The sequence below is a fragment of the Acidianus brierleyi genome, assembly GCF_003201835.2.
Lineage (GTDB): Archaea > Thermoproteota > Thermoprotei_A > Sulfolobales > Sulfolobaceae > Aramenus > Aramenus brierleyi.
In genome coordinates this window covers 2,249,067-2,269,420 of record NZ_CP029289.2, presented here as the reverse complement: position 1 = coordinate 2,269,420, position 20,354 = coordinate 2,249,067, and the positions used below count along the sequence as shown (strand labels likewise).

At 32.1% G+C, this 20,354-nt stretch carries 19 protein-coding genes; 12 read left to right on the top strand and 7 right to left on the bottom strand.

Annotated elements, in window-relative coordinates:
• Positions 1-7 precede the first annotated feature (7 nt).
• Positions 8-718: a cyclase family protein gene (locus tag DFR85_RS28405; RefSeq protein ID WP_110271185.1), complete on the bottom strand. Its 711-nt coding sequence runs from the start codon at positions 716-718 to the stop codon at positions 8-10.
• 2 nt (positions 719-720) lie between these two features.
• Positions 721-2,037 (bottom strand): MFS transporter, encoded by a 1,317-nt coding sequence (locus DFR85_RS28400; protein ID WP_110271184.1) that lies wholly within the window; start codon positions 2,035-2,037, stop codon positions 721-723.
• Between the two features lie 692 nt (positions 2,038-2,729).
• Here DFR85_RS28400 and DFR85_RS28395 point away from each other — a divergent pair.
• The 7 genes from DFR85_RS28395 (at position 2,730) to DFR85_RS28365 (ending at position 10,299) form a co-directional block, all read left to right on the top strand.
• Positions 2,730-4,070, top strand: coding sequence for an MFS transporter (locus DFR85_RS28395; RefSeq protein ID WP_110271183.1), 1,341 nt, complete (start codon positions 2,730-2,732; stop codon positions 4,068-4,070).
• Between the two features lie 97 nt (positions 4,071-4,167).
• The gene (locus DFR85_RS28390; protein WP_110271182.1) at positions 4,168-5,163 is read left to right on the top strand and encodes an NAD(P)-dependent oxidoreductase; all 996 of its coding nucleotides are present in this window, start codon (positions 4,168-4,170) and stop codon (positions 5,161-5,163) included.
• Positions 5,164-5,716: 553 nt separating this feature from the next.
• The gene (locus DFR85_RS28385; RefSeq protein ID WP_110271181.1) at positions 5,717-6,184 is read left to right on the top strand and encodes a PaREP1 family protein; all 468 of its coding nucleotides are present in this window, start codon (positions 5,717-5,719) and stop codon (positions 6,182-6,184) included.
• A 226-nt stretch (positions 6,185-6,410) separates the two neighbouring features.
• The gene (locus DFR85_RS28380; protein WP_110271180.1) at positions 6,411-8,294 is read left to right on the top strand and encodes a 2-oxoacid:ferredoxin oxidoreductase subunit alpha; all 1,884 of its coding nucleotides are present in this window, start codon (positions 6,411-6,413) and stop codon (positions 8,292-8,294) included.
• A complete protein-coding gene (locus DFR85_RS28375) occupies positions 8,281-9,201 on the top strand; it encodes a 2-oxoacid:ferredoxin oxidoreductase subunit beta (protein ID WP_110271179.1) in 921 nt (306 codons plus the stop codon). Before DFR85_RS28380 ends, DFR85_RS28375 begins: the two co-directional genes overlap by 14 nt.
• A gap of 147 nt (positions 9,202-9,348) precedes the next feature.
• Positions 9,349-9,837 (top strand): hypothetical protein, encoded by a 489-nt coding sequence (locus DFR85_RS28370; RefSeq protein ID WP_110271178.1) that lies wholly within the window; start codon positions 9,349-9,351, stop codon positions 9,835-9,837.
• A 42-nt stretch (positions 9,838-9,879) separates the two neighbouring features.
• Positions 9,880-10,299, top strand: a complete 420-nt coding sequence (locus tag DFR85_RS28365) for a hypothetical protein (RefSeq protein WP_110271177.1) — start codon at positions 9,880-9,882, stop codon at positions 10,297-10,299.
• Here DFR85_RS28365 and DFR85_RS28360 read toward each other — a convergent pair.
• On the bottom strand, positions 10,296-11,204 hold the full coding sequence (locus DFR85_RS28360; RefSeq protein WP_110271176.1) for a sulfurtransferase TusA family protein: 909 nt from the start codon (positions 11,202-11,204) through the stop codon (positions 10,296-10,298). The genes DFR85_RS28365 and DFR85_RS28360 overlap by 4 nt on opposite strands.
• A gap of 148 nt (positions 11,205-11,352) precedes the next feature.
• Between DFR85_RS28360 and DFR85_RS28355 the strand changes: the two genes are divergently transcribed.
• A complete protein-coding gene (locus DFR85_RS28355; RefSeq protein ID WP_246252894.1) occupies positions 11,353-12,945 on the top strand; it encodes an outer membrane protein assembly factor BamB family protein in 1,593 nt (530 codons plus the stop codon).
• A gap of 3 nt (positions 12,946-12,948) precedes the next feature.
• On the opposite strand, the gene DFR85_RS28350 is transcribed toward DFR85_RS28355, so the two are convergent.
• The 3 genes from DFR85_RS28350 to DFR85_RS28340 all read right to left on the bottom strand — a co-directional run bounded on the left by DFR85_RS28350 (position 12,949) and on the right by DFR85_RS28340 (position 16,029).
• Complete coding sequence (locus tag DFR85_RS28350) at positions 12,949-13,419, bottom strand: DUF1854 domain-containing protein (protein WP_162582801.1); 471 nt, start codon at positions 13,417-13,419, stop codon at positions 12,949-12,951.
• Entirely contained in the window at positions 13,379-15,454 is a 2,076-nt protein-coding gene (locus DFR85_RS28345; RefSeq protein WP_110271174.1) for an ABC transporter ATP-binding protein, read from the bottom strand. Before DFR85_RS28345 ends, DFR85_RS28350 begins: the two co-directional genes overlap by 41 nt.
• Positions 15,455-15,606: 152 nt before the next feature.
• A complete protein-coding gene (locus tag DFR85_RS28340; RefSeq protein WP_110271173.1) occupies positions 15,607-16,029 on the bottom strand; it encodes a hypothetical protein in 423 nt (140 codons plus the stop codon).
• A 114-nt stretch (positions 16,030-16,143) separates the two neighbouring features.
• Here DFR85_RS28340 and DFR85_RS28335 point away from each other — a divergent pair, with 114 nt between their 5' ends.
• From DFR85_RS28335 to DFR85_RS32150, 4 genes are all read left to right on the top strand, one after another.
• Entirely contained in the window at positions 16,144-17,433 is a 1,290-nt protein-coding gene (locus DFR85_RS28335; RefSeq protein WP_110271172.1) for a glutamine synthetase family protein, read from the top strand.
• A 1-nt stretch (position 17,434) separates the two neighbouring features.
• Complete coding sequence (locus tag DFR85_RS28330) at positions 17,435-18,481, top strand: amidohydrolase family protein (RefSeq protein WP_110271904.1); 1,047 nt, start codon at positions 17,435-17,437, stop codon at positions 18,479-18,481.
• A gap of 150 nt (positions 18,482-18,631) precedes the next feature.
• Positions 18,632-19,762 carry a M20 family metallopeptidase gene (locus DFR85_RS28325; RefSeq protein ID WP_110271171.1) on the top strand — a complete coding sequence of 377 codons (1,131 nt, stop codon included), beginning with the start codon at positions 18,632-18,634 and terminating at the stop codon, positions 19,760-19,762.
• Positions 19,763-19,833: 71 nt separating this feature from the next.
• A complete protein-coding gene (locus tag DFR85_RS32150; RefSeq protein ID WP_281351038.1) occupies positions 19,834-19,962 on the top strand; it encodes a hypothetical protein in 129 nt (42 codons plus the stop codon).
• Positions 19,963-19,984: 22 nt separating this feature from the next.
• On the opposite strand, the gene DFR85_RS28320 is transcribed toward DFR85_RS32150, so the two are convergent.
• Positions 19,985-20,329 carry a DsrE family protein gene (locus tag DFR85_RS28320; protein WP_110271170.1) on the bottom strand — a complete coding sequence of 115 codons (345 nt, stop codon included), beginning with the start codon at positions 20,327-20,329 and terminating at the stop codon, positions 19,985-19,987.
• Positions 20,330-20,354: the final 25 nt, after the last annotated feature.

Here is a 20,354-nt window from a genome sequence, read left to right as displayed (position 1 = left end):
AAAAAATTTATTCTAATATAAATAAAACTCTTGCTGGAGCACCGTCTGCTTCTTTAATTAACATGGGTAGCCCTATAAAAACTCCTTCTAAATAGTTTACTGGATCAAGAATCGTAGAAATATTATTGAAATTTAACTCTTCTACTATTAGAATATCTTTTTCAAGTAATATTTTATGTGTATCTATTATATTTGCGCTATTCCCATATCCTGCAATACTTAATCCGTCAGTTCCTATTATCTTAAGATTCTTAAACGACACTAAATACGTTGCACCTTCTATATCTAGATATGGCCATTGAAAAAGATATTCTGAGTTTATACCTCTTTTTTTGCTCCATCCAGTATAAAGTAAGATTGCCTCATTTCTGCTTATAATATCTTTAAATTGTAAGAGATATTTGGAAATAATCTCCTCTTTAGGTTTAAGGAAACTTAAGTTCAGTATTGCACATCTTTGAATAAACATACTTGGATTTATTTGATCAACACTTTTCCCTTGATCTAACATATGGCTAGGAGCGTCAAAATGAGTACCATGATGCGTAATCATTTTAATCTCTCTAGAAGAAAATTTATCTTTAGCAACACTGTTTATTTGATTTATGGAAATTATAGGAGACGTCGGATATACAGGCATATTATGATATATTAAATGAGTTAAATCAAAAATTTTAGTTTTAATTAAATTATTGTGTAAAAATTCCCTAAAAGACATTTTTACCACGATATTTCTTCTAGTTCTGCACTAGGCGGTATGTTCTTTCCTATTAATATGCTTAATGCACCTATAGGTAGTATGATAGCTAGTGCTATCCATGTCAAATATATACTTTGAGTTAAAGTGAGAACACCATAAAATAAAAATCCGCCTATAGCATACGAAGCAGCTATTAATGCCATTGTAAATCCAGTTGCAGTCCCCCTTATTCTCGTTGGGAAACTTTCGGACACATACATAAAGCCAGGCGATGCAAACGTACCATTACTAAAGAAATATAGCGGAATATATGGTATAAGTACTGACAAATAGTCTCCAGGTCTTGCAGTAAGTAGAAAAACCGCAGCTAATAGCGGCATAATTATGCTACTTAACGCCCATGCATTTCTTCTACCTATTTTCTGTCCATACCAACCTGCTATAGGATATGCAAAATATCCTATGGCTGAAGAAAGTAATAAAATTGAGGCTGCTTGAGACGCAGTTAAGTGATAATAGGAAGTAAAAATTAACGTTATAACTACATTAGTAGTAACGAAGGAAAATGTATATAACATCCACGCTGAGTTAACCGCAATAAGTTGTCGTCTAATACTTTTATCAGTAAATAACTGTTTAAATGGAAATTCTTTAGCCTTTTGAAGATTGGTCTTAAATCGTGTAGTTTGCTCTTCGCCTTTTAGCGCCTTTTTTAGATCATTAAACCTATCTGTTTCTTTTACCCATCTTCTACCTATCAAAATAAGAACTAATGGAAGTACTCCTACTAAATATAATCCTCTCCAACCAATAGACGATACCAGAATCAAGTATATAGCTGAGGCTAAGAAAACCCCTAAGGGCCACCCACCTTGAACGAATCCGTATAAGATTCCTCTTACTTTTGGTTTTGATTCTTCTGTTATAAGCGTTAGCCCAGTAGGCAATTCTGCAAATGCACTACCGTCCGAAATAAATCTTAAGGTAATAAATTGTATATAATTCTGTACAAATGCAGTGAAGCCAGTAAATATTGCAGAAAATAATAGAGTTAATTGGAACATTACCTTTCTACCTAATCTATCCATTAAAGGTCCAAATACTAGAACTGATATAAATTGCCCTAGGTATATTATTCCAGAAATAGCTCCTGCTTCGGCCACAGTAAAGTTTAACGCCTTAGATGTAAGTGGAAGAGTTAATGTAAATAGATTGAAATCAAATGATGCCATACTCCAACCAGCTAGTGCTATTATTGTTAAATAAATGATATATCGTCTAGATCTAGAAGATTTATTGGGATTCGATTCATTATTCGAATTAGAGCGCTCAGACATGCTAATAAGTTATTCAAAGAGAAGTCTATTATTAATATGTCCATACTTGTAAGGAACCTATAAAGAATCTGTTATAATATAAATAATATTGTATTCATCATTAATAATATACGAATCTCTAATACTGCTTCACGAAACTAATAGAATTAGCACTTAATACTAATTATTGAAGTACTTCAATAATTAGTATTAAGATATCTGAAATAAATTATCAAGATAGTTTCGATAAAGTTTTTCTCTTACTCTGTATTAATTTCATAAACTTCTTATTCATTAAGATATTATGGAAGATGAGAAATAGTAAAATAAAAACTTACTGGCGTTCAGTAATAAATCTTTCTGTCGAACTTTAAGCATAATGTCAACTAAAGTTGCCTATATAGGTAACACTAACATAATCTTAGAAATATCTTCATAAGTAATGTACTTAATATAATAGACAATCGAGTTTTATAACTATTAAAAGTTTAATAATGAAGTATTTGTGAATTATAGCTATCATTATCGACTTAACATCACAGCAACTTTTTATTTAGGCATTAAACCTTGGGTTATTATATTTTAATAATATTGATCTCCTAAAAATTAATCTATTTCACATTAGATTTTTTGATATAAATCAGTTGCTAGGCAAAGGACTCCGAACTTGTAAGATAACTATTTTTTAAATAGTTTAAGTAAAAAACCTCTTAATGGTGGAGAAAAGCAGTAATGAAAAAATAATGGATAATAGTAAAGTACTAGAAGTAGAAAAGGAAATTCAAAAAAACAAAAGCGTAAAATATAAAATATTTCTTGTTATCACAGCATGGCTAGGCTGGACAATGGTAGTTTATGAATGGAATATGTTTAGCCTTCTTTTAGGACCAGTAAGTAATATCTTAAAATTAACTTCTTTTCAAGTAGGGTTAATGCTATCTTCTATTCAATTTGGGCTTGCTATTGGAGTATTCTTGTCGGGATATTTTTTAGATATAGTAGGAAGAAAACTCTATTATCAAATATCCTTACTTATCACAAGCATATTAACAGGAGTAACTGGAATAGCTACTTATGCTGGGCTTATTCCGCTTATTTTAACTAGAGTTGGAGCTCAAGCACTTGCTCAAAATGAACAACCTACTGCAGCTAGCTTAATAACAGAAGAGATGCCAGCTCGTTGGCGGGCACTAATATACTCTTTCGTACAATCTGGTTGGCCTTTTGGTGTAGCAATAGCAGGACTAATAGCTGCTACTTTATATAAACCTTTAGGCTTTACATATATCTGGCTAGTGGCAATAATTCCAATGATTCTTATTGTTATAGCAAGAAGATGGATAAAAGAATCGGATAGATTCGAAGAAATAAAAAAAGCTAGAAAAGGGAACATAGATGAAAAAACGGGAATTATAACTGATATTAGTAAAGTAAAGAAAAGTCCATATAGGCAAGCTTTCGAGAGAGACGTAAGAAAACTGACTTTAAGGTCAATCCTATTATACACACTGTATCTAGCCGGACAAGTTCCGCTAGTTCTTTTGGCAGCGTATTATATGGAGGAACTATTGCACCTATCTGTAGTAGAGACTGGAACAATAATTAGTATAGGTTCATTTATAACTATACCAGGATATGTAACAGCAGGTGCAATAAGTGAATTAATAGGAAGAAAATATGGGGGAACTATTGGTACGTTACTGGCACTTATAGGAATAATCTGGTTTGCACTATCGCCTCCAATATTTATTCAGTTGTTACTTTCGTACTCATTTGCTTCTTTCTGGATAAATGGGAATTTTGCAAATGTTATTAACTATATAAATGAAACAGTACCTACTAGAATACGTGGCACAGTTAATGTTTTATCTGCTGCGGTAGGTCAATTAGGTTGGGGCATCACATCGTTGATTTATGGAACGTTAATTGGATTAATAGGAATTACAGGAGATATAATTATAATTGGAGCTATTGGATTTCTAATTAGTATTATAATATTTATGACAGGGAAAAACATAAAACCAGGGACTCCACTAGAAGCGATATCTAGATAAAATTACATTAGAGGAAGTAACAAGAGACTTTTATGGCGAAATATAACCTTACAAGATAGGATACCTCTTTTTTAAATCATTTTCTCTATTTTATTTTATGGGAAAACTAATTCTTGAAGGAGATTTTTCTCTACTTAAAGGTAAAAATATAGCAGTTATAGGATATGGAAATCAAGGTTTTGCTCAAGCAAGCATAATGCGAGATAATGGATTAAATGTAATTATAGGAAATATAAAGGATGAATACTACAAGAAAGCAGAAAAGGACGGTTTCAAAGTCTATGAAATTCCAGAAGCTTTTGAAAGAGCAGACGTTGCATTAATGCTAATTCCAGATGAAATAGCTCCTGAGGTTTATAAAAGTGTAGAAGGAATAATTATGAAAAAAGAAGGATTTATCCTAGATTTTGCTTCAGGATATAACGTAGCTTTTGGTTTTATAAAACCACCATCTACTACTGACGTTATAATGGTTGCTCCTAGGATGATAGGTGAAGGGATAGTTCTACTACATAAAGAAGACAAAGGATATCCAGTACTATTAGGAGTTTCTAATGATTATTCAGGAAAAGCCTGGGATTACGCTAAGTCTTTAGCTACTGCAGTAGGTGCAATAGGTAAGCCTGGAGGAGTTGCAGTAATGTCATCATTTGAAGAGGAGGCTTTACTTGATTTATTAAGTGAGCATACTTGGGCACCAATTTTAGTGTCTGCAATTAAGGCTTATTTTGATGTAGTTACAGAGAAATACGGAGCGTCTCCAGAAGCTGCAATACTTGAGCTTTACGCTTCTGGTGAACTCGCCGAAATTGCTAGGGCAATGGCAGATGTAGGAATATTCGAGCAAATGAAGTTTCATTCTACTACAAGTCAATATGGACAATTTACTAGAGCTGAAAAATATTATGATATGTTAAAGAAAATAAGCGAAGAAGAAGCTGAAAAAATATGGAATGGTGAATTTGCAAAAGAATGGACTTTAGAACAGTTAGCAGGAAAACCTGTTCTCAATAGACTTTGGAAAAAGTATACTGAGAGCAAACTTTCCTATTCCGAAAGTTCATTATTTAAAGTACTAGGAAGAAAGAAATAACGCTATAATTATTTTTTATTTTCTTATACTTCCTTAGACTCTAAAAGCCAAGAAAACTATTTAATATAGCTGATTGCAAATTATTATCCTATTATGTAACCTTGTACTTTAAGGTCTAAGAAAGGTTCTAATTCTTAGCCTTAATAAGTCTAGGGCTTATTTTGTTTTTCAATTCATGTTTTCTCGTAATATCCGTTGTTGTTAGCGTTAGCTATTGTTGCATGAATTACCGTGGAAGTATAAAGTGAAAAATTGATTTTTTCATTAACCAACATATCATATATAAAGAATGTCCTTGGAAGAGTTAGAAGTGATAAGATTGTACGGTTAGACTTTTCTCCTAAAATTCTTTGTAGTATTACGTAACGTTAAAAATTATTTAATATAAGAGAATAGATGTTAAATAATTTACAGTGAAGCCTAAAATATATTCGCCTAGAATGGATAAGATTTATTCAATTATGCAATAGAATAAAAATATTTAAGTTAGAGAAATCTCCTAAAAAGCGCTACTAGCTTTAACTTATAAACTTAATCTCACTTCAATTCACTTATGGAAGAGCTAATAAAAAAGGCTAGAGAGAAGGGCATTGACGTAGAAGATTTATTAATTAGAGAAATATCTAAGGAAGATCCGCAAGAAGGAATTAGATTAAGGTTAGAAATTGCAGAAAAATATATGGCTGAAGCTTACGATTACTTAAAGAAAGGCGATCCTATTCGAGCTTCAGAGAAGACTTACAAGGTAGCAGAAGAAATTGTGAAAGCTTTAGCTGAGAAATTTAAAACTGAAGAATATAAACAAGCTAATGTTGAAGGCAGATGGTACACGTACCTCCTTGTAAGTACCACTAACGATTTGTCAAAGAAACTAGGTGATTGGATTGTAGATGGATGGAATGCGGCTTACGTCTTACATGTTTGGGGATTCCATGAAGGTAAATTGAACGTTGACAAAATCATAGTAAATATCGAAAAAGTTAAAAAGATGCTAGAAAATGCAAAGAGTGTGTTAACATAAGGAAGTGATTTTGGGTCTGGAGGGTACGAGATTTTCATCTTTGTTATTCAACTTTAAATTCGCTTTTTGATTTTCTTATTTATTTTAATTAATATAAATATTCTATAATTATAAAAGTTAATTTTTTCACTATTGTAGTGTTGGATGTTTAAACTTTTATAATAAACTTTCGTTTATTTCTAGGATTATTTTAAATATTAGGATTCACCATTATAGATTGATAGCTATGAAAATTTCATGGATGATAGGTGGAGCACAAGGTGCTGGCGTAGATACATCGGCTAATATTTTTGGCAATGCCTTGGCATCCGCTGGGTATTATATTTATGGAAATAGAGAATATTATTCTAACATTAAGGGTAGGCATAGTTATTTTAACTTAACAATAAGCGACAAAAGAGTTAGAAGCATATCCAATAAAGTTGATATATTAGCTTCGTTTGATGCTGAAACATTATTTCAACACTTTAGTGATGTAACTAAAATAATTATATACAATAAAGGTGTAAAAGGAACATCAATAGACAAAGTTCAAAGTATGGAACCAGAAGTATCTTCCAGAATTTCACATTTACTTGAAGCTGAAGGTTATGAGAAAAACATTGATGGCGTGCTTAAATATGCTAAAGATAGGAACTTAAAACTTATAGAAGTAGATTACGACGGGATCATGAAAGATGTTTCTTCTCAACTAAAGGTTCCTCTTTCTGTAGCGGAAAGAGTTAAAAATACTGCAGCAATAGCTGTATCTTACGCGCTTTTAGGTTTACCAAAGGAATATCTTCTAAACTCTATAAAGAGAACATTTAAACAGGACACTTTTGTGAAATTAAATTCTATAGCAGTAGATGTTGCAACAAAAGACATAGTTCCAGAGTTTAAGCTTGAGGCTCATCCTCTTTCCAAAAAGAGAATTCAAGTTGACGGAAATACAGCAGTAGCTATGGGAAAAATCTATGGAGGATTAGAATTTCAAAGTTATTATCCAATAACACCAGCTAGTGATGAAAGTACTTACATTGAGGCGCACCAAGAAGTCCTATATATTGATCCAAAAACTGGGGATAAGAGAAAGAGAGCCATAGTTGTTGTTCAATCAGAAGACGAATTAGCTGCAATAAATATGGCATCAGGCGCAGCATTAACTGGGGTAAGAGCAGCAACAGCTACTTCGGGACCAGGATTTTCATTAATGGCTGAAGGAATAGGTTGGGCTGGAATGAATGAAGCACCAGTTGTTGTCACTTTCTATATGAGAGGCGGTCCATCAACTGGTCAACCGACCAGAACGTCTCAAGCAGATCTTAAATTTGCATTAAATGCTGGACATGGAGAATTCCCTAGAATAGTGATAGCTTCCGGCGATCACGTAGAAGCATTCCAAGATGCAGTATGGGCGTTCAATTTGGCTGAAAGATATCAGACTCCAGTAGTTCATTTAGTAGAAAAAGCGTTAGCTAATGCATACTCTATAATAGACGTTGATGAGTTAGAGATGGATAAATTAAGAATTGACAGAGGGAAGATAGTTCCTGCATCTCAGAATTACAATAGATTCTCATTTACTGATGATGGAATATCACCCAGAGCTTTCTTAGGTGATGGGTTTATGTTCTATACTGGAGACGAACATAATGAAATGGGGCACATATCGGAAGACCCAGAAAACAGAGTAAAGATGTATGAGAAAAGAATGAAGAAACTAGAAACTGCGGACAAAGAAATTCCTGAAGAGGAGAGAGTCAAAATTTTCGGAGAAGATTCAAAAATTGCTATAGTAACGTGGGGTTCTCCAAAGGGTGCTGTTTTGGACGCAATTGAAGATCTGAAGAATGAAGGAATAGACGTACAAATGATAGAGTTAAGAATGTTCAATCCATTCCCTAAGAACCTTATAACTAAGTTATTCTCTGGAAAAGAAATAATTATAGATATAGAAGGAAACTACGAAGCTCAAGCAGCTCAAGTTATAAAAGAAAAAACTGGTTTAGAGCCCACTAACTATATACTTAAATGGAACGGTAGGCCAATGGCAAGAGACGAAGTAAAAGAAGGAATTTTGGCGGCTATTAAAGGAAAGAAGGAGGTGATATTAAATGGTGGAGCATAATTGGAAACCAGAATGGAACGATTGGTGCCCAGGCTGCGGTAATTTTGGAATACTAAACGCTGAGCAGTTGGCAATAACTGAACTTGGTTTAGATACTAAGAACGTAGTAATAGTTTCAGGAATTGGATGCTCAGGGAAAACGCCTCATTTCTTTAGATATCCAATTACTGGGATTCACACACTTCATGGAAGAGCATTAACTTTTGCCACAGGAGTAAAACTTTCTAATCCTTCATTAAAAGTAATAGTAAACGCTGGAGACGGAGATCAACTAGGTATAGGAGTAGGACATTTCGTTAGTATAGGAAGGAGAAACGTTAGCCTAACTGTAATAGTTCATGATAATGGAGTTTATGGTTTAACTAAAGGTCAAGCTTCGCCTACTCTTAGAAGAGGGTTAAAGACTAAATCGTTACCTAAACCTAATATTAATGATGATATAAATCCTATAGCTTTGGCAATATCTGCAGGGTATACGTTCGTTGCTAGAGGATATGCATATGATGTAAAACATCTTAAGGATCTAATGAAAACTGCATTCTCTAGGCAAGGATTAAGCTTTATAGATGTTCTTCAGCCATGTCCTACATATAACGATATAATGACAAAAGAGTTTCTAGATAAGAGAGTTTACAAGTTAGATACTGTACAAGGCTGGGATCCAATAGTAAGAAAGCCCGAAGAGAAGGACGCTAAAATGGCTAGTGGAATTCTAAAATCTATGGAGTGGGGAGAAAAAATACCTATAGGAATATTCTATCAAAATGACTTAATACCTTCCTTTGAGGAAAGAATTGCAGAAAGTGCAAAAAGCTATAAAGAGATAATTCCTGCTAAGGTAGAGATTGAAAAGGACGGTAAACCGTTAACTATAATGGAAGATATTCTAAATGAGAAGCAAGTATGATTTTTTTTCTAATACAATTTTTTATATAAAGAAAAACTAACGTTAATTCCGTTTATAAACAATGATAAACTTTGGTTAAAAGATTATTAGTAATCACGTCAAACAATTGCGTAACAGTTTTATAAATGTTGTTTGTATATTTTATAAATGAGTATTTCTCAGAGCAAGAAAACGTTTATAGAGTTCCTTAAGGATGTATTTTCTAAGCATCCAGAAGATTGGTTTTCTGAAGCTAAATTCCTTTATCCGCAGGATAATCCAGAGATTGAAATAAAGATATCATCAGTAAACTTTTCTCTTACATCGCCGGAAAGTGTAAAAGAAATCGTTACAAAACTCAAAGATGTTACTGGATTAGAACCTAAAGCCTATGATATTGAAGTAAAAATGCAATTAAAATACTTGAAAGATTCTTCTAAAATGGTTATAAATTCTGTTCAAAAATGTGTTGTAGTTAGTATTAAAAACGATAATGATGAAAAGACCTGGTATACATTATTTCAATGGAAAAATTCTTTGACATCATTGCTTACTGATCCTAACATTTTAGTAAGAGTTTCACAATTTTTTGATGATAAAAATTTAGTCTCTATATACGTTTTCTTACTCAATAATCCATTTCAAAATATAGTATAATATTAAAAAAACTTTTATTTTTACACAAAGAAGGATTCAACAATGAAAAGTGGATTAATAGTTGGAATCATAGTATTATTAATAGTTATAGGAAGTTTATATTATTTATACGATCAAGGATACTTTTTTTCAGTAAATGTGGTTGGACTTAATATAAAATATGTTGGAACGACACTTAGTATATTTAAAAACGTACACGAAACAGCTTACAATACAAGTATATCAGTACACGGAGGACAAACATTCGTAATAACTATAGAGTTTTCTAATAACGGATTACTACCAGTAGAGATAACATACGTTAATGTTTCTTCGCCATTTACTTTAGTCTCTACAACTCCCACACTGCCTATAACTTTAAGCCACGGCAGTAGCATAAACTTAAGCTTTGACATTAGAGCGCCAATGAAAAGTTATACTGGACCAATAACAATATACATAAACGGAACATCAGAATTCTAGTGAATTAGTCTATATACACTGAATTTACCTTTTAAACCATCAAGAACAGTAAATGCACAATCGTCAAAGAATGTAACTCCTTCATATTCTAATCTTGAAGCTAAGATATTTTTGTTAATATAAGATATTAAGAACCAAGATCTCCCTCTAGGTGAAACTACAGCTAAATATTCTTTATCGTAATCTAAAATATCTCTACAGAACTCGTCATATTGCTCTATTTTTTCAATTTTATTAAAATATATGAAAAGCGATGCTATGTATTTATAATCTCTAATTCCTTCTTTAATTTTGCATAAATCTGGTTCATTAATATCAGTTTTTCTATATCTAATAAAAATATATGATGCATAATCTCCCATATCATATATTTCGTATCTAAATCCTAACTCTTCCGCTATTTTAGGAAAAACCTTACTTGCAGCTACACAATCAGAAAGAATTTCTATGGAATTTCCTATTTTGACACCATTCAAGATATTTATTATGGAGACTTCTCCATAAGGGCAATATACTCCTCTTAAATCGACTAGAGTGTCTCCCTTATCTTTTAAGAACACTGATCTTTTCCTTGAGCTACGAAAATATTTTCCATACTCTGATAATAACCTTGAAATTCTTGAAGTAATTGTCCTAGTTAAAAAATTCGAAATTCCGTTGCAATGTATTTCTGCATTTCTATTATCAAAATTGATATGTATGGAAAATTTTCCAGATGTCTCTAAAATATCTACATAATCTTTACCAGTCTTAATTACACATTGGAACTTAATTTCATTTGTAATTTTTAAGGTTCCTTCATATCCCCAATTTTTCCTTTCAATGCTCTCTAGAGAATATACCTTATACGATTTTTCTAAATTTAAAAGCCCAGAATAATCAGTGTTTAAGGTTATTCTTTCCATAATTAAGAATATTTTTATAATTTTAAAAAATTATCTTCTCATTTCTAGGTAAAAAATATGTTATATTAAGATAGTTTATTAATAATTATTAAAATAATATCCTTATAAAATCGAATTATTTATTGTACTCGATTAGACATCTTAAAATATGAGGAAAACATATTTTCTCGTAATCCCGGTATTAATAATTTTAACTATATCTTCAGTATTTTTTATGCATAATCTAGCAATGAGCATAATTACTGGAAGTCAAGAAACTGAAATATCGACTACGTATACCCAGTACAATGGAACTTATTTTCCATATAAACTGGAAGTAACCTATTATCCTGGTAACGCAACAACTTCCAATCTAGGGCTTCCGTCAAGTTGGACAGTTACAAATTACAACCAAGGACATAATGCAGTAGTGAAAACAATATCTGAGGAAATTGCTTCAGGTGTTGCTTGGCAAATTCCATTGTTAAATTATGTTGGTGGAGTAGCTATACCGTTATCAACTCCTCCTAGTCAACTTCCTTGGGCCCAACAAATGGGAGTTAAGGGAGCTTTGGTAATGGAAACTCAGATGGCCGGTGAACCATTAGGTGTAACGTTAGCTGATAATTTGTTATTTGCTACTGAAGATAGCTTACCCGGAAGTATAGCAGCAATAAATCCATTAACGGGTAACATGGTATGGTACGCTACTGGTTTAGCAGGACAGGCCATGAATAATCCAATAGTATGGAATGGAGTAGTTTACGTATCTGTAGGAGGAGTATGTTTCACTTTCTCTCAATTTGTTCATTACGAATTACATCAATATAACGATATAGTAAGAGCAAGGAACGGAGCAGTTTATGCATTTAACGCTACTAATGGACAACTAATATGGATGAGATTCACTATGGGAGAAGCAATGCCGGCTCCTGCAATATATGACGGAATATTAGCCTACACTACTGGAGGAGGATGTTTTGTAGGCCTTAACGCAACTACTGGCCAAGTTATATGGATGGACAGATTCCCTGGCTTAATGGGCAATATGGCCAGTGTTAATTATTACGTAATGCCTAATGGTACACCGTTATTTCTCGCAGGATTCACTTACGTAGCTCCTCCTTACGGATATATAATAGCAGTCAATGGATTTAACGGAGACGAAGTTTGGAACGCCACTATGCCATCGCCTTTCGTAGGTGCAAACACCGGATTAGGAGACGTAGCTCCAGCAGTAGATCAAAATGCAGGACTAGTAATAGATAATGATATTGCTAATTTCTCTAATGGCATGATTGATATGGTAACGTTTGCATTAAATGCTACCAATGGTAAACCTGTATGGGCAGTTAATCTAGGTAGAGGACCTATTCCTCCAGCATATAAAGGTGGAATGCCATTAATATATGGAAACGTAATTTACGACGGAAACCCATCTTTAGGAACTGTAAATGCTATATCTATAAACGGCACAATATTATGGAAAACTAAACTTCCAGATTTGCAAACTCCGCCAGAATATCCAGGAGGTCCTAGAGGCAGTCCTACATACTATCATGGTCTATTATGGGTAGCTGCTGGGCATAACGTTTATGTTTTGAATCCTCATAACGGTAAAATAATGACAATGTATTATGTTGGAGGTAGGCTAGGAATAATGAATCCAGTTATTGTTGGCGGAACTATGTATTTATCAAATAGTTATGGATGGGTCATTGCAATACCTCTAAGTCAAATATACCCTGCATGGAAAAGTTAATTTTTAAATTATGTTTTCAATAAGTTTTTTACTTTTTTTATCTATTTTATTGAAATCTTCTATTTCATAGACTACGTCTGAAGTATCTATGATAATTACTCTATTTTCTATTCTCATTATAGAGGTTCTACCTCTTGTCCTTATTTCAGTTTCTCCATAATTAGTTTCTATTTTCCACACAAACTCGTCTCCACTTGTATCTAATGATACTATTCTTCGAATTTTAGGAATAAAATAGATTTTTGAAATTATATCTTCTAATTCTTTATCATAGTTCTTTATCGTAAAAATTATTTTACCATTAGTAAACATGACAAAATTAGGATAAGATATAGGAAATGGTTTAATTATCTTCATCCTATTGTACACTATGTTATTTACTGATATGTCGACAGTGTTATCTTCGGTATTGAACTTAATTACCTTTAAGTTTTCAACTATATTGAGTTTCTTTATATATTTCTCTAGTACCATTTCCATCTCCCTTAAATATTTCATAGAATTTTCCTTTTTTCTGTAATAGTTCTTCTCTCTTTCCTTCTTCTACGATTTTCCCATTATCCATGACAATGATTCTATCTACGTAATTCAAAATTGAAAATCTATGACTTATTATTATTGTAGTTTTACCTTGCATTGCTTCTTTTAGAGATTTTATAATTTCCCCTTCTGTTATACTGTCAACGTTTGCTGTAGGTTCATCCATTATTAGAAGTTTTGGCTCCTTTATTAAGGCTCTTGCAATAGCTATCATTTGTTTTTGCCCACTTGATAATCTATTACCTCTTTCTCCAAGATGCGTATCGTAAGCTAAAGGAAGATTAATAATAAAGTCGTGGGCTTTACTCATCATTGCCGCAGCTATTATTTCCTCTGGACTAGCGTTTTGCTTTCCATACGCTATATTGTAAGCTACTGTACCATATAACAAGGTTGGATCAGCATGAACTATACCTATTTGACTTCTATAGTTCTTTATATCAAGATCCTTCAAATCATAACCATCAACTAATATTTTTCCAGCCAAAGGATCATAAAACCTTAGTAAAAGCTTTATCATTGTAGTTTTACCGGAACCTGATTGACCAACTATGCCTACTTTTTCTCCCTGTCTTATTTTCAAGTTTACGTCTTTAACAACAGGAGCCAATGGATCGTATCCAAACCAGACGTGGTCAAAGGTTATCTCTCCCTTGAGATCTATCTTTTTAGGATTGTCAGATTCCTTTATTTCAGGTTCGCTATCTATTATTTCAAGGATTCTTTCTGCAGAAGTAAAAGATTGTTGCATGAATGGAATTACATTAGTTAAATTTTGAATAGGCTGATAGAACATACTCAAATATGTTATAAATGCCACTAAAGTACCTAAAGCTAAAGTTCCGCTTATTACTTCCTTTCCTCCTACAAACCAAATTATAACCGTAGTTAATGATAAAATGAAACCTAAAGTCGGCCACCAAGAAACATTTAATCTAATTACTCCCATTTGTGAAGAAAATAATTCTTCAGTAAGTCTTCTTAGCCTTGAATTTTCATAATCTTCATTAGCATAAGATCTTACTATTAGAGAAGAGGGTATAGTATCTGTCAGTAAAGAAGTAATATCGGCAGACCTTCTCCATACTTTATGATATTTTAACCTAGATTTTCTCCTATAGATCGTAGTTCCAATAATTATTGCAGGAATTGGTAGTATGGCAAAAATGCCTAAAAACGGATTCATAAAGAAAACTATTACGCCTATGCCTATAATTGTAACAAGATTCGTCAGTAAAGTAGGAATTCCCCAAATTAGAAACCATTGAGTATTCCCTACGTCAGTGGTTATCCTTGAAAGAATTCTACCAGATTGGAAGTTTTCTATAAATCCTAAAGATAACTTATTTACATGCTCGTATATTCTTACTCTTAACTCGTTTGATAATTTTTGTCCAAGGTAGTTTAAAGCATAATTCTGAAGAACTGTAATTACTACAACTGATGAATATACTGCAATCAATACCAAAATTATTTCAGTGAAAAGATACGAATTTCCTTTGGTTAAAAGTACATTATTTATAAAGATTTTTAATAAATAAGGTGGAATTAGAGACAAAATAACAAGCAATAAAGAGAAAAGAATACCCATTGATACTCTAAATTTATAAGGAGAAATTAGAGACAAAAGCCATCTTACTACGTTTTGATTCTTTTTAGATTCTATCTTATTCATTTTCAAATAATTTCCAGAAGTTACTGAAGCCAATATTTCATAAAGTTCAGCAAGTTTTTCTTTTACTCTGTTAGTAAAATAGAGAATCTCAATCTTTTTTCCTTCATAGTCTGCTACAATGGAGTTTATACCAAAACCTTCATTTAACTTTACGTTAGAAATATTTTTTAAATTATATTCTACTCTATTTTTTCCATCATCCAAAACTAACTTATTCTCATATAATGTGATTTTCAGTTTACCAAACTTCTTATCGATAGTAAGGTCTGACTCAAACTCCCTTAAAGTTTCCATTTTAATAATAAAATAATAACTAACTTAAAACTTTACAGCATTTCTTAGGAAAATTAATATTCTTTTATGGAATATTACTTTTAACCATTAAAAATTACACTTTTAGTTAATTTTATCTTAATTTATCATAGTATAAGCATTCATTACTAAAGCTAGATCTTTATACTCCTTAATAAATTCAAGACTCCTTTATGATATAGTATTATCAAAAGCAATATCCCTTCTATAACATCTGGTATTGGTATTCCATTTATTACTGGATAAAACCATGCCCATGTATAAGGAACTTTAAGTAAAAATATCCAATATATAATATCTTCAGCCATTGAGCCATAGATAAAGTACCAAATTGTATTTATAGAAAATATTTTTCTAGAAGCAAGATACGATGGATATAAGAATATAGCAGTATAAAGGAAACGATAGAAATACAACGAAGATTCTTTATTAATAAGCTGGGATAGCCAACCTTCTTTCGGATCCCAGTTTATTCCTATTTCAAGAAGAGCGTAAAATACTGAAAAACTTGTCATTATAATTAGTCCTCTTTTATCAATGTTATACTGAGTTTCCATAACATTACTATTTACTTGTTAAAATTTAAATTATTGTTAAAGAGCTCATAGCAAAACAATATTTAAAGAGATAGCTAAATAAAGTTTTTAATTTTTTGGTTAAAAAAGAAGTTAATGTCAGTAGAAAGAACTCTAAAAGATAATAACGTAGATATTTTAAGATTTACATGGGTTGGGCTTGACGGATTCATAAGATCGAAAGGAGCTTACATAAATCATATAGACGAGATGCTAAGAACTGGAATTGGATTAACTAAAGCAATGTTTAGTTTTACGCCTATGGACACTTTATCTCCTTATGGATCCTTTGGGCCTCAAGACGAAGATATATTTTTAATACCAGATCTATCAACATTAACAATTTTCCCACCTTCTGCTATGGTTATATCTGAACTTTATGATAAGGGAAAACCTTGGGATTACGACGCAAGATCAAAGCTTAGATTAAGATTAGAAAAAATTGAGGAAGAAACTGGATTAAAATTTAGATCGTCCTTCGAAATGGAATTTTATCTAATTAAAGATAGAAAACCTTATGATGATGCAAGATGTTTTGACTCTTCTGCATTTTACGACAATCCTATTATTGGAGAAATCGCAAAATTACTCACTAATTCCAGTATAGACATTTTAAGAATAATTAAAGAATATGGCCCTGGACAATATGAATTTGATTTAATGCATAAAGACGCTTTAAGAAGTGCAGACGAAGTTATTATTTTTAAGGAAATTGCAAAGCAAGTAGCAACAAAGAGAGGTTTAGAAGCAAATTTTATGCCTAAACCATTCAATAATATGGCTGGTTCTGGACTTCATTTAAACATAAGTGCTTGGAAAGAAGGAGAAAACGCGTTTTACGATATGAAAGATGGATACGGACTTAGTGATTTGGCTTATAATTTTATTGGTGGATTAATAGAACACGCTAAAGCTTTAACAGCCCTAGCTGCACCCACAGTAAATTCTTATAAAAGACTAGTCCCTGGATCTTGGGCTCCTACAAAGATAGCTTACGGTTACAATAATAAGTCTGCTATGATAAGAATTCCAACACCTTATCCTTCTATGGCTCCAAATGATAGGAGAATAGAATATAGGGTTCCCGATCCTACAATAAATCCTTACCTCCTACTGCTTGGCGTAATAGAAGCAGGATTAGACGGAATAGAAAGAGGGTTAAAACCTAGTGGCCCAATTAACGAAAACGCGTACTTAAGAAAAGATATTGAAAACATTCCAAGAAATCTTAGAGAAGCATTAAATGAACTTGACAAGGATACAAGGCTAAAGGAAAGGATAGGGAACACCATCATAAGGGAATTTATTAACGTTAAACTAGCAGAAGTTGAAGAGTATGAATCGTTAGTAACAGATTGGGAATATAATGTATATAGGAAGATCTAAAATGATAGACACTCATTGTCATTGGTTTTCTGCAAAAGTCATGGGAGAAAAAGAGTTTATTATGGCTTCAGCTGAATCTTGGAATGAAGGAGAGATTAATGCTGACGTATTAGAAATGAATAAATGGAGGCCATTCTATTTTCTTCTAAAAAATGAGATGAAAAAATTACTTGGAGAGAATTTTCTAGCTGAAAGAAATAGATTGGTAAAAAATGATCCTATAGATTACATTAGATTCCTATTTGAAGATGCTGGAATAGAAGGACTAGTTATTGATGAGGGATTCGGGAAAAAGGAATTAGAAATTCCTATAAATTATAAATTACTATTTAGAATAGAAACTATAATAAATTCACTATTTTCTTTATCTTTTGATAAAGCAATAGAAATATTTGAAGAAACTTTAAGAGGAAAAATAAAAAACGGATATTCAGGATTTAAGAGCATAATAGCTTATAGAACGGGATTAAAGATAGTCTGTGATAAGAAAAGAGCAATTGAAGATTTCTTATCTGGAGAAGAGGATTGGTATGGAAAAAAGGCTAAAGGATTTAGAGATTATTTATTTTGTAAAACTATGGATATATCTAAAGAGTTAGATGTTCCTTTTCAAGTTCATACTGGAGCAGGAGATAGAGATATAAAATTAGATCTAGCTAGACCGTCCTATTTAACTGATGTAGTAAGGAAATATGAGGGAAAAATAGTATTTGTTCATTCAGGATATCCTTATCATAGAGAGACTGCGTGGATGAGTTATATTTTTCCGTCAGTTTACCTAGACCTCTCACAAGTTACTCCTTTCGCTCCATTAGGAGCACTTAACGCATTAGAGGAAATAATGGAAGTAGCTCCTTTCAATAAGATAATGTATGGTAGTGATGCATTTAACATTCCAGAAATTGCTTGGTTAGGCGCAAAAATCTTCCCTAGATTCTTAGATACAGTTCTAGAAAAAATGAGAAACATTGGCATTTTGGATAAAACCGATGAGATTAAGGAAATGATATTGACAAAGAATGCGCAGCGTGTGTATAAATTTGATTGAAATATTGAATATCATTTTACTGACGCTTATAATCGATTATAACATGAAACCAATTCGTAATATGCAAGGAAAACACAGTACATCTAAAAATTACCTTAATCTACAAAAACTATGTTTAAATTAATCAATATCTTTATTATATTGTTTCCCATGTTAAAGATAGAAGATTTAACATCAGAGCTAGTAAAATTCAAAACTATAAATCCAAAAGGCGAATCTGAAAATTTTTACGACTGTGTAAAATTTATATCAGAGTACTTTAGTCAAAATGGATTTTCTGCAGAAATTAAAGAGTTCGAGAAAGGATGGCCTACAATAATTGTAAAGAATAATAAAGATGGCAAAAGTATTCTACTCAATGGTCATTACGACGTAGTTCCCATAGGTGATATAACTAAATGGAAATATGATCCTTTTTCTGGAAAAATTGTAGATAATAAAGTATTCGGAAGAGGCAGTACGGACATGAAAGGAGGATTAGCAGTACTTATTAATACTTTCATTAAAGTCGCTGATAAAATAGACTATAACCTAATTTTCACAGCAGTTCCAGACGAAGAAACAGGTGGTCAAAAAGGTAGCAAATACCTTGCCCAATTATTTTCGCCAGACTTTGTTATAGTAGGAGAGCCTACCCAAGGATTGATAAATATAGGAGAAAAAGGTCTTCTTCAAGTTAAAATAATTCAAAAAGGAAAATCTGCTCATGGAAGTATGCCTTCACTTGGAGAAAATGCTATAATGAAGCTTGTCAATGATCTAGTTTCCTTACAGAAAATCCAAGAAATAAAGATTAACATACCTCAGGAAGTCGAAGAGGGTTCTCAAACTCTGTCTAACATAAATCCATTATTAGGTAATGAACTCAAACGAATTTCTTTTAATCCTGGCATAATAAAGGGAGGAATAAAAGTAAATGTAGTCCCTGATTTAGCTGAATCTGAAATAGATATGAGAATACCTCCAGGTATATCATCAGAAAAAGCTTTAGCTTCAGTAAAAGAATTGATAAAAGGAGATTTAGAGATTCTAGACATTTCGGAACCTAGTTATAGTAAAGGAAACTATATAGATAAATTTAAGGAAATCGTAAATGCAAAAACTTTTCTTACGACTTATGCTACAGATGGAAGATATTTTAGATATAAGGGAATTCAAACAATAGCTTATGGACCTGGAGAGTTAAATCAATTGCATACCTATAACGAATACGTAAAAATTGATGATTTAAAATTTGTAGAGAAAAATCTTGAAGAATACCTAACTTCGATAAAATTTTAACTATGTTTTTAAAGATTTGCATTTGAATTGGCTGCGATATAAATTTATACTAGGTTAGAGAACATCATATTATGGCAAAGAAATTAGGAAAGAAATTAGAGGATGCAACAAAAGCTGTAGCTAAGGATACAGAAAAAGCTGGAGAAAAAGTTAAGGAAGGAGCAGAAAAAATAACTAAAAAAGGAAAGAAAGAAAAATAAAAAAGTTACGCTTATTTTTTATTTAGAAATTAAGTATTTCGTATCCTTTAGATACTAGGTCTGCAATAAGTGGACCTACAAGTACTACATTTAATCCTTTAACTCCTTTTAATTGATCGGTAATTTTCATGTTATCTCCTACAAGTTGACACGCGTAGACTTTCTCTAATTCTACCATTTGATTTAGCATATTCATTATATCTGGATCTTTTTCTGCTATTAATTGCTCGCTAGGTCCAAAAAATATCACTTGAATATCATCAAATAGATGCTTTTGCTTGCCTACCAATGCTAACGTTAATCCAGTTAATATCTTAGGTTTTTGGTCTTTACCCGAATTTATCATAACGACTATGTTTTTTGCCATATAACTTAATATTATTTTGAAATAT